General features: G+C 30.6%; 11 protein-coding genes. 9 read left to right on the top strand and 2 right to left on the bottom strand.

Annotated features, from left to right (window positions below; translation table 11 throughout):
* From JG780_RS04360 to JG780_RS04320, 9 genes are all read left to right on the top strand, one after another.
* Positions 1–252 (top strand): zinc ribbon domain-containing protein (locus JG780_RS04360; RefSeq protein WP_287569322.1); only part of this gene is annotated, 252 nt, incomplete at its 5' end.
* Entirely contained in the window at positions 249–419 is a 171-nt protein-coding gene (locus tag JG780_RS04355) for a hypothetical protein (protein ID WP_287569321.1), read from the top strand. The genes JG780_RS04360 and JG780_RS04355, both read left to right, overlap by 4 nt.
* 9 nt (positions 420–428) lie before the next feature.
* Entirely contained in the window at positions 429–1310 is an 882-nt protein-coding gene (locus tag JG780_RS04350) for a hypothetical protein (protein WP_287569320.1), read from the top strand.
* Complete coding sequence (locus JG780_RS04345) at positions 1307–1843, top strand: VanZ family protein (RefSeq protein WP_287569319.1); 537 nt, start codon at positions 1307–1309, stop codon at positions 1841–1843. Before JG780_RS04350 ends, JG780_RS04345 begins: the two co-directional genes overlap by 4 nt.
* A gap of 67 nt (positions 1844–1910) precedes the next feature.
* Positions 1911–2780, top strand: a complete 870-nt coding sequence (locus tag JG780_RS04340) for a bifunctional riboflavin kinase/FAD synthetase (RefSeq protein WP_287569318.1) — start codon at positions 1911–1913, stop codon at positions 2778–2780.
* Complete coding sequence (nth, locus tag JG780_RS04335; RefSeq protein WP_004100519.1) at positions 2770–3381, top strand: endonuclease III; 612 nt, start codon at positions 2770–2772, stop codon at positions 3379–3381. The genes JG780_RS04340 and nth overlap by 11 nt, the downstream gene beginning before the upstream one ends.
* Positions 3378–4520 carry a DegT/DnrJ/EryC1/StrS family aminotransferase gene (locus JG780_RS04330; RefSeq protein ID WP_287569317.1) on the top strand — a complete coding sequence of 381 codons (1143 nt, stop codon included), beginning with the start codon at positions 3378–3380 and terminating at the stop codon, positions 4518–4520. The genes nth and JG780_RS04330 overlap by 4 nt, the downstream gene beginning before the upstream one ends.
* Position 4521: 1 nt before the next feature.
* Complete coding sequence (locus JG780_RS04325; protein WP_004100515.1) at positions 4522–4716, top strand: hypothetical protein; 195 nt, start codon at positions 4522–4524, stop codon at positions 4714–4716.
* 40 nt (positions 4717–4756) lie between these two features.
* A complete protein-coding gene (locus tag JG780_RS04320) occupies positions 4757–6097 on the top strand; it encodes an NCS2 family permease (protein ID WP_004100513.1) in 1341 nt (446 codons plus the stop codon).
* A 67-nt stretch (positions 6098–6164) separates the two neighbouring features.
* Here JG780_RS04320 and JG780_RS04315 read toward each other — a convergent pair whose 3' ends face one another.
* Positions 6165–6992 (bottom strand): DUF4382 domain-containing protein, encoded by an 828-nt coding sequence (locus JG780_RS04315; RefSeq protein WP_287569316.1) that lies wholly within the window; start codon positions 6990–6992, stop codon positions 6165–6167.
* A gap of 129 nt (positions 6993–7121) precedes the next feature.
* The gene (locus JG780_RS04310) at positions 7122–10361 is read right to left on the bottom strand and encodes an O-antigen ligase family protein (RefSeq protein WP_287569315.1); all 3240 of its coding nucleotides are present in this window, start codon (positions 10359–10361) and stop codon (positions 7122–7124) included.
* Between the last annotated feature and the right edge of the window lie 63 nt (positions 10362–10424).

The following is a 10424-nucleotide window of genomic DNA, read 5'->3' as shown; positions in this document are numbered from 1 at the left end:
AATAGATTTTTCCCGTCAAGTCAAACTTGTAGTGTATGCGGCTATGTTAATAAAGAAGTTAAAGATTTGAAAATAAGAAAATGGGTCTGTCCAATATGCAAAGCAGAGCATGATAGAGATATAAATGCCGCAAAAAATTTAGCCAAATATGGCTTAACAATACGAGTAGGGCGGGAACCGTCCGAATTTACGCCTGTGGACAGTGCTCTGGCGGCGGAACCTGCAAAGGGTCTACGAGCCATCACTGGTTGAAGCAGGAAACCGTGACTTCTATAAGTCATGGTAGTTCACCATCGCTTTCAAATGCTATCAGATACGATTTACTTGAAGGAAAACATGTAGAAAAAGCTTCAGAAAAGTTGGAAATTTTCAACCAAATTTTAAAGAATACAGAAAAATTAGAAAAAAACGAAGTATAGGAGGAAAAAATGCTCTGGTCTTTTATTCTTTCGTTTTTATTATCACTTATATCACTTCCTATAATAAGAAAAATATCTATTAAGTATAACATTCCATATTTTGGTGGATTATCTATTATTTTTTCACTATTACTTTGTACACCGTTTAATATTTTTCAAAAATTTTATATTATTATATTTGGATTTTTAGGTATTTACCTTGACTTTAAAACAATAAATTATTTGATAAAGCTTTCTATAGAAGCATTATTAGGGTACCTTGCAGTAAGTCAATATTTATCAAATCCCGTTGATTTAATAATAGCTATTTTATTCTTTATATTCATAATTAACTCAATACAAAATAAAGAGGAAAAAAGAAATCCTCTTTCTATTGTATTTTTAATCTCCTCACTTTTTTTAGTTTTAACTATCTCAGTTCCATTCAATAAATACTTTCTACTTTCCATTTCTGGCTCTTTAATCGCTTATGTAATTTATAATTTCTCAACAAGAAAAATTTTCCTGGGAAACACAGGAAAATACGCTATTGGAAGTATTTTTGGAATTTCAGTAATTTCTTCCCTTTCAAAGGGATATGTATACTTTTTTGCTTCTATCATAGTTCTTTTACCATATTTATTAGATACAGCTGCGGGTATATTTAGAAAAATAATCTACAAAAAGCATTCGATAGAAAATGACAAAAATAATATTTTTAATAAAGTGTTTGAAAAGGTAAAAGATAGGAGAAAAGCTGTATTTGTTTTTCTAATAATATATTTGTTCTTTTCACTAAATGGATTTTATTTTCTTTTTAATCCATATATTTCTTTTGTTATCTCTGTTTTATTTTCAATCTTTATAATTTTCAAATTAGAAGTTTTTAAATATGACGGTGATAATAAATGAAGAAAAAAGCAATTTTTATTTTCATATTAATCATACTTTGGATCTTACTAATATTTTATTTTTCCTCACGTAATCCTCTTTATTCATCGCAACAATCATCTTTTGTCACGAAAGTATTAAGAAAAATAGATCAGATAATAGACTTTTCAGATACCACATTGTTTAAAAAGGTGGAAATATTTTTAAAGAAATTATGGTTCAAAACCCAATACGTTCCTGCGGAAATGTTAGTAAGAAAAACCGCACATTTTGGCCTATATTTTATACTAGGTTTTATCAGCTTTTTTGGTTTTCATCTGCTTATTAAAAATATTTTTTCGATCCTACTTGCTATAACCTTTCCAAATCTTATAGCAGTTTTAGATGAATATACCCAGCAGTATTACAATCGTGGTTCCTCATTAAACGATGTAATTATTGACCTATCAGGCATTACATTTGGTGTTGCTTTCGCAGTTATTGTATACTATACTTTCAAATTAATAAGGAAAATTTTTAAGAAAAAAGGAAATTCTGAAAATTTACAAAACTAAAGAAAGTGTAATAATTATTATATTATCGTGTAAAATGAGAATGGTATAATCAATTTGAGGTGGTTATATGCGCATAGTAACGGTGGGTGTATTTGATGGAGTACATAAAGGCCATCAAGAAATTCTAAACTCTCTAAAAAATCTTTCAAAGAAATATAATGCATCTCCTGAAATATATACAATAGTTTTTCCAATGGAATATTATACAGGAAATTTCGATGGTCTCTTAATTTCACTTGAAGATAGAATTACCCTACTTGAAATGTACGGCAACGTTTATACATTAAATCTTCACGAGATTAAAGATCTTTCACCTTACGATTTTTTTGATTTTATTTCAAAAGGCACCAAAGCAATAGTAGTTGGTCAAGACTTTAGATTTGGAAAAAATGCTGCAGGAGATATAAAGTTACTTGAAAATCTTTCAAAGGAAAAAAATATTAATCTTAAGGTGGTCGCTGATCTAATAATAGATGGTAAGAGAGTAAGTAGTACTTTAATAAGAAAGCTATTGAAAGAAGGCAACATTCAAAAGGTAAATTACCTTCTTGGAAGAAATTACCCTATTTATGGAAAAGTATACAAAGACAAACAACTTGGACGCAAATTAGGCTTTCCAACAGCAAATATTAGAAGATCCAAAGAGTTAATTACTCCAAAATTTGGAGTTTATCTATGTAAAGTTTATACACCAAAATTACATTTTGGATTAATGAATATCGGACTAAGGCCAACTGTTGAAAAAACAAAAAGCGTTAAATACGAAGTTTACATTCTTGATTTTAACGAAGACTTATACGGCAAAGAAATTAGAGTTGAACTCCTTGAATATTTGAGGGAAGAAACAACATTTGATAGTATCGATGCTTTAATTGAGCAAATGAAAAATGACGAAAAGGTTGCAAGAAAGTTATTGGAGGAAAAATATGGAAATTGAAAAAGTTGCAAAGTTAATAATTGAGAATTTTCCAAGGGATCATAAAGAAAAAGATCCCTTTAAAGTTTTAATAACAACAGTTCTAAGTCAAAGAAGCAAAGATGAAAATACCGAAATTGCCGCTGAAAATCTTTTTAATAAATATAAAACACCGCTTGAACTTTCAAAAGCAAAAGAAGAAGATATATATGAATTAATAAAACCAGCAGGTTTATACAGGCAAAAAGCAAAAAGAATCATAGAAATTTCAAAAATAATAGTTGAAAAATACTCTGGAATAGTACCAGATAGTTTAGAAGAACTCTTAAAACTCCCAGGTGTCGGTAGAAAAACAGCAAATATAGTTTTATACGTTTCTTTTTCAAAACCAGCATTAGCAGTTGACACTCACGTTCATAGGATTTCAAACAGACTTGGGTGGGTAAATACAAAAACTCCAGAAGAAACTGAATTCAAACTCATGGAAATACTTCCTAAAAATCTTTGGGGGCCTATCAATGGTTCTATGGTGGAATTTGGAAAAAAAGTGTGTAAACCTGTATCTCCAAATTGTAAAATATGCCCAATTTCAAAATACTGCAAGTGGGAGGGGAAAAGATGATACCTTTATTTGATATTACAAGACAATATTCAAAAATCAAATCAGAAATAATCGAAGCAATTGATAATGTTCTTTCAAATGGAAGGGTAATTCTAGGACAAGAAGTTGAAAGATTAGAACAAAATATTGCAAATTTTATTGGTGTTAAATTTGGAATAGGTGTTGCAAATGGAAGCGATGCACTTGTTATTGCATTAAAAGCAATGGGAATTAAAAAAGATGATAAAGTAATAACAACTCCATATACATTTTTTGCTACAGCTTCGGCAATTGTTAGAAATGGTGGTATCCCTATATTTGTAGATGTTGACAGTGAAACCTATAACATTGATCTAAATCAGGTTGAAGAGATACTAAAAAAGGAAAAGGTATTTGGTATAATCCCTGTTCATCTTTTTGGACAGACTGTTGATCTTGAAGGGCTATATTATTTAAAAGAAAAGTATGGCATAAAAATTCTTGAGGATTGTGCTCAATCAATAGGCTCAGAAGGGATTTTAAATGGTCAAGTCAAAAAAAGCGGAAGCATTGGAGATGCTGCTATTTTTTCATTCTTTCCAACTAAAAATTTAGGGGCATATGGCGACGGGGGAATGATCGTAACAGACGATGAAAAAATATATGAAAAGGCAAAAATGCTTAGAGTACATGGTGCAAAAAAGAAATATTTTCATGAAGAAATAGGTTTTAATTCAAGATTAGATGAAATTCAGGCTGCAATTTTAAATGTTAAATTTAAATATCTAAATTCATGGACTGAAAATAGAATTAAAATTGCCAAAAAATACAAAGAAGAATTTGAAAAGCACAAATTAGAAGTAATATATCCGAAAATTCTTAACAAAACTTACAAATACCACGTATTCCACCAATATGTAGTAAAATTCAAAAGTAATAAAATAAGAGAAAAGGTTAGAGAATATCTATCGGAAAACAAAGTAGGAACGAGCCTTTATTACCCGGTTCCACTTCATCTTCAAAAATGTTTCGCTTATTTAGGATATAAAGAAGGAAATCTCCCTGTTTCAGAAGAACTTTCCAAAACAACTCTTGCTCTACCAATATTCCCAGAATTAGAAGAAAAAGAAATTGAAATAATTGTTCAAAAAATAAAAGAGGCTATAGAGGAGGTAGAATAAAATGGAAAACAACACACTCGAAGAATTAGTCAGGAGATATTTAAAGGTAAAAGAAACAATAAAGGAATTAAACAGAGAAAAAAAGGAATTAGAAGAAATGATCGTTGAATTTGTAGAGCATATGGATATAGATAACATTATAGTGGATGGGGTTATGGTAGAATTTGCTAGAAAAACAAAAATCCAAATAAAATAAAGCTTTTTCTATCTTTATTTCTCAAGGGGGAGGAGAGAGTATGGAAAAGTTCTTTAAGCTGAAAGAAAGTGGCAGTTCTGTCAGGACCGAGATTATTGCAGGTATTACTACATTTTTAACTATGGCTTACATCATATTCGTAAACCCAAACATCTTGATCAACGTTATTCCCGGTGCAACTCCTGATAGTCCTCTTTACGCACAGTTTTTTGGTGCATTCATGGTTGCAACTATATTAGGTGCCGCAACTGCAACTTTAATTATGGGACTTTGGGCAAATTATCCATTTGCACTTGCACCTGGAATGGGGCTTAACGCATATTTTGCTTTCACTGTTTGTGGAAAACTAGGAATTGATTGGAGAGTTGCACTTGCCGCAGTATTTGTAGAAGGTATATTGTTCATTTTACTTGCAGTTAGCGGCGTTAGAGGATTTGTAGTTAAAGCAATACCAAATTCAATTAAACTTGCAACAAGTGCTGGTATAGGACTTTTCATAGCATTTATAGGACTCAAAAGTGCTGGTATAGTAGTTGCTGATGGTGTAACTTACGTAACACTTGGTGACTTAACTTCTCCAACTGCTTTAGTAACAATAATCGGATTTTTCATTATCGCTATTTTGTTTGCACTTAGAGTTCCTGGTTCAATTTTAATAGGTATTCTAGCATCAACATTTATAGGAATGATACCTGCCTTTAATGTAACAAACTTTCAAGGAGTAGTAGGAAAAATACCAGATATCTCTCCTACATTTTTCAAATTATTTGAAAAATTCTCATGGGCCGATCTTGCAAGTGGAACATTCTGGATAGTCGTATTTACTTTCTTCTTTGTTGACTTTTTCGATACTCTTGGAACATTAACAGGTCTTGCTGAAAGTGCAGGATTTATTAAAAATGGTGAATTTCCAAGGGCTAACAGAGCTTATCTTTCTGACGCGGTTGGAACAACTGTAGGTGCATTATTTGGAACTTCTACAGTTACTACATATATCGAAAGTAGTACGGGTATAGCAGAAGGCGGAAGAACTGGACTCACTGCAGTAGTTGTTGCAATTTTAATGCTTTTAATGCTGTTTTTTGCACCTCTTGGAATGAGTATTCCAGCTGCAGCTACCGCACCTGCTCTTATCTTTGTTGGTGCGTTAATGCTCAAAGGTCTCAAAGGTGTTAACTGGGATGATATAACAGAAGCACTACCTGCCTTCATAACAATGATAATAATGCCTCTTACATATTCAATTGCAAATGGTATAGCACTCGGTTTAATCGTCTATCCAATCGTAAAAACATTCAGCGGTAAAACAAAAGATGTTCACTGGCTAAATTGGATTCTTGCATTCTTGTTTGTACTATACTTAATTTATTTAAGAGGATAAATACATCAATAGCATAATAAAAAGCAGCCGCATGTGCGGCTGCTTTTGTTGTAATTTTTGATACTAATTATTTGACATTTATGGTTCTGAACACATCTTCTCCACTTACAGTTACAATTTCAGAAGCATCTTCAGTAAACGCTAACAAATCTAAATCTTCAGTTTCGTCTGGTAATTCTACATTCTTATACACTTTTATTAGATATTCACCATCTTTCCACTTTCCAAGATTAAATTCTCCATACTTGTTAGTCATCGTAATTCTTAATACAGTTGATTCATCAGTAGGCATTAAAGCTACTATAGACAATTTTAAAGGATTTCCTGATTCAGGATTTCCTGATTCAAGAACTTCACCCTTTATAAAATACAACTTTCCTCTTCTAAATGTTGGTTTTAACACTGGATTTAAAATATATACATTTGATGATCCTTTCTGATGTAGAGAACGTGCTAAATCAAAATCAAGTACTAATTCTCCACCACTTAGAATGTTTAATGCAGATTTAATTACTTTAACATCTTTATTTTTAACTTCTACAGGGTATTCTTCTCCTCCAATTGTTACAGTAGCTTCTTCAATTGTTAGTCTTAACTGAGTTAATGACGCATTTTCAGGAAGTTCAATATTAAACCATGAAACTTCTGTCCCTGCAAGACTTAATATATCTATCGTAGTTGCAACATTAGTAGGTGTTGCCCATTGCCCTTCCTCATCACCTACTGCGTAATGATATGTAAAGGAAGAAATATCAACTGTTAATTTATCAATATCTGAAACTGGTCTATCTGTTAAAAGCACCGAAACCGTTGTAGTCTTTTCAAACAAGTTTAAACAACCAAAAAATGCAAATAAAATAATAAATAAACTTGAAATAACTAATACTTTTCTCATAATTCACACCTCCCTTTTAGGTAGTAATTCATTTCAAATAATATTTTACCATAATTTTATTCATTTTTTGATTATATTCTGATAAAAAACTCCGAAGCCAGCTAGCTTCGGAGTCTTAATTTTTGCTTTTTATTCTTTAACTATATTTTCAAGATATTCAATAATTTTTTCTTTCGTATTCAGTGGTGTAGCTTCAAACAAAGTATTTGACCAATCTGAAATTACTGCTTCCCACATATTATCAGTCATTTCTTTATAATTATTTAGTAATTGTTTTGCATTATATTTTAGATCATTTTCAACTAATTTGTAATGTGCAATAAACCTTGCATAACTTTCATACACCATTGCATAACTAGGTGGGTTATTTATCATTACTTCAATTTTTCCCTTAATACTAATTATTGAATCCGTATTTAAGCCCAATTTTTGAAGTTCTGATAAAAATTCATTTAAATACTTTACGCAAATTGAAGGCCAAATAGTATCTTTTGCCGTATCATACCAGCTTATGTAATTCTTTCCTATCAACGTTTTCATATACGTTGCCTCAAGTGATAGATAGTTATAGTTCAAAAATCCTTCTTTTATTTTATCAACTGTATCTTTAAACTTATTTACTATTACCTTTATTGCCTGTGGATGAACATTTTTAGACAAAAGCACATCTTCTATCTGCATGCTGTAAGATTCCTTTAAACTTTCCACTTGATTTTCAAAACTTTTAACATATTTTGCAACATCTTTTCTTGCTATTTCATACGATTCCTTATAATCATTCTTTATTTTCTCAAGCGTATATATAGATTCTTGAAATCGTCCATTTTTGTAATACTCAAATGCAGTTGCATGGATAAAATCTATAACACCATTTGGAACACCCCAAATGCCTTTTAAAGACATATATTTTGCTGCTTTTATTTCCATCTTTGAAAGCCAATCTAAAAATTCAACTACTGATGGAATTGTAGGTGGTTGCAATTTAAATACCATGCCTGCAAAAAATCTGTATATGTCTTGACCTCTTGATGCTTTTGAAATATTAGGATTTTTCCAATCTGGGAATCTATTCCAGCCACCCGGCATATTAACTATCGTTTTTTTGGAATAATTAACATATCCATCAAAAGTTTTTATAACTAGTTCTTTAACATATTCATAATATTCTGAATCTTTTGGTAGATATGAAAGTAATTCCTTAAAGAGATTGTGTAAACTATGGTACCTCATAGCAATTGCTTTGTAGGTATTTCTTTCATTAAATGCAAGAAGTGATGTTTCATATATACCAATAGAATCTATTAATGCTTGAGTTGTAGCAAAATCAAATTTATCCAAGATTTCCATGTGCTGTTTAATATATGGAGTAAGTTTTGAAAGCCATTTGTACTTATATTGCTCTGCAATTATCTTTTGATAATCATCGTATTCTTGATTAAATATCTTCTCGTAACTAGTCTTTATATTGTTTTTCATCTCTTGCACTCTAAAATCTTGAACACAAAGAGTTGCAAGATAAAAATATGATTTACCATATGTATGTTCTACACTTACACTTTTCAATAACTTCTCTTTTGCAGTATCATAATATTGTTTTGCCATTTTTGGAAGTTTTACTTTTTGCTCTTTTAATTGTTGAATCTGTGAAAGTATCTGACTTCTTACATTATTTATTGCTGCTATTCTTTGGTTTTCAATTTCAATTTCATTGTATGGCAAATTCTTGCTTTCATACTCTTTTTTCTTAAGCTCTTTCCAAACTTCAGGTTTTAATTGTGAAAATTCTCCACTGTAATTTCTCAAATCATCAAGCCTACCTTCAAGTTGGCTGATATATGCATCAATTTTAGGATACTCCTCCATTATTTTTGCATATGTAAGGTATGCTGTATTACCATTTTTAAAATTGACTTCAGAAATAAATCTGTTCCATCTTAAATAAGTTGTTGTATAAACTAACAAAACAACAAGTACTGCAACAACGACAGCTGAGATACCCTTTATTTGCTTATATTCTTTTTTAGTAAAGTATGGGCCAATAGCAACACTTGCAAAGAAAGTGGCCGCAAGAGCATTCGGTAAAAGATGCCCTGGAAAACTAAAGAAACTTTGAATTGCAAATCCAACTATAGATATTGAAAGCGATAAAAATAGTAGTAAATCATCCCTGTCCTCTATTTTCTTTGGTATAGTAAAAAAGTAATAAGCTAGGATAATTAAAAGGGCTATTAATAATGAAAAACCAACTATCCCAGTTTCACCTAACACTTGAAAATAATCATTGTGGGCTCTTTTAAAGTTATTCCATCCATAATAAAGTTCTGGGTGTTTTTCAAGGTATTCCCCCATTTTTGATATCGATAAAAGTTGATATGTTGCTATTCCGCTTCCAAAAATTTTGTGATCTTCCCAAAGTTCTAGAGATGTAAACCACGACAAAAATCTTTCATCTTTACTTGAAACTGAGCTCATAGCAGAAAATCTGCTTGTCATACTTACTTTACCACCATTTGTTAAAGGATTATCAGTATTAAAAACAATCACTATAATAATAGAAAGGACAATTAAACTTACAAATAGATATCTTGTTATAGCTCTTACCTTCTTTGGAATTTCTTCATTAACCTTTTTGCCTTTTCTCCATATCAAGTACATTATGACATAAAGTGATGTCATTATTATTATTGCAAGATACTCGGACCTTGTCTGAGAGACTATGACTGCAACAAATCCTATTGCAAATGAAACAAATGCAAAAATTTTCAAGAAAGCTACCTGCCAGAATCCTTTAAAAGATATTTCATTCGAGAGAATAAAATACAAAGCAATTGGAAGAAGCATATCAATGTAATTTGCGGTAAATATAACATTACCAACTGTTGATTTTATAGCTGCCCTTGAAAATGCTTCCCCAACATTACCTAAAAACATAGAATATCCGCCATAAAAATTTAAAAGTGCATCAATTGAAATGACAAAGCCGGTAATCATAAATGTTAGCAAAAACATGTGAATTCTCTTTTTTTCTTTATACTCACTGCTTATAAAAATTGCAAGTAACGCATTAAAAACAACATACAATGCTATATCAATAGATCTTCTAAAATAAAATGGATTATCTCTTAAAACGTTAAATGATGAAATCACAGAAGATATAGAAAATAAAAACCATACAATATGTGCAGGTGTAATATAAAAATTTATCTTTTTTTCTTTAATCCATTTAAATGCAAGATAAGTAAACATTATTGACATAAAAAGTGTCAATATTGCATACTTTGGAACACTGAATTCATATGTGTATTTTGGACTTGCAAACAATGCTACTAACACTATCGCTATTTGAAACAATATGTCCTTGAATAACAAAGATACCCCTCCCTTTATCATTTTAATTTTCATATCAAATTATATCACTAATTTGATATAATT

Source organism: Thermosipho sp. (in: thermotogales), assembly GCF_020054775.1.
Lineage (GTDB): Bacteria > Thermotogota > Thermotogae > Thermotogales > Fervidobacteriaceae > Thermosipho > Thermosipho africanus.
This window is presented reverse-complemented; position numbering and strand designations above follow the sequence as displayed.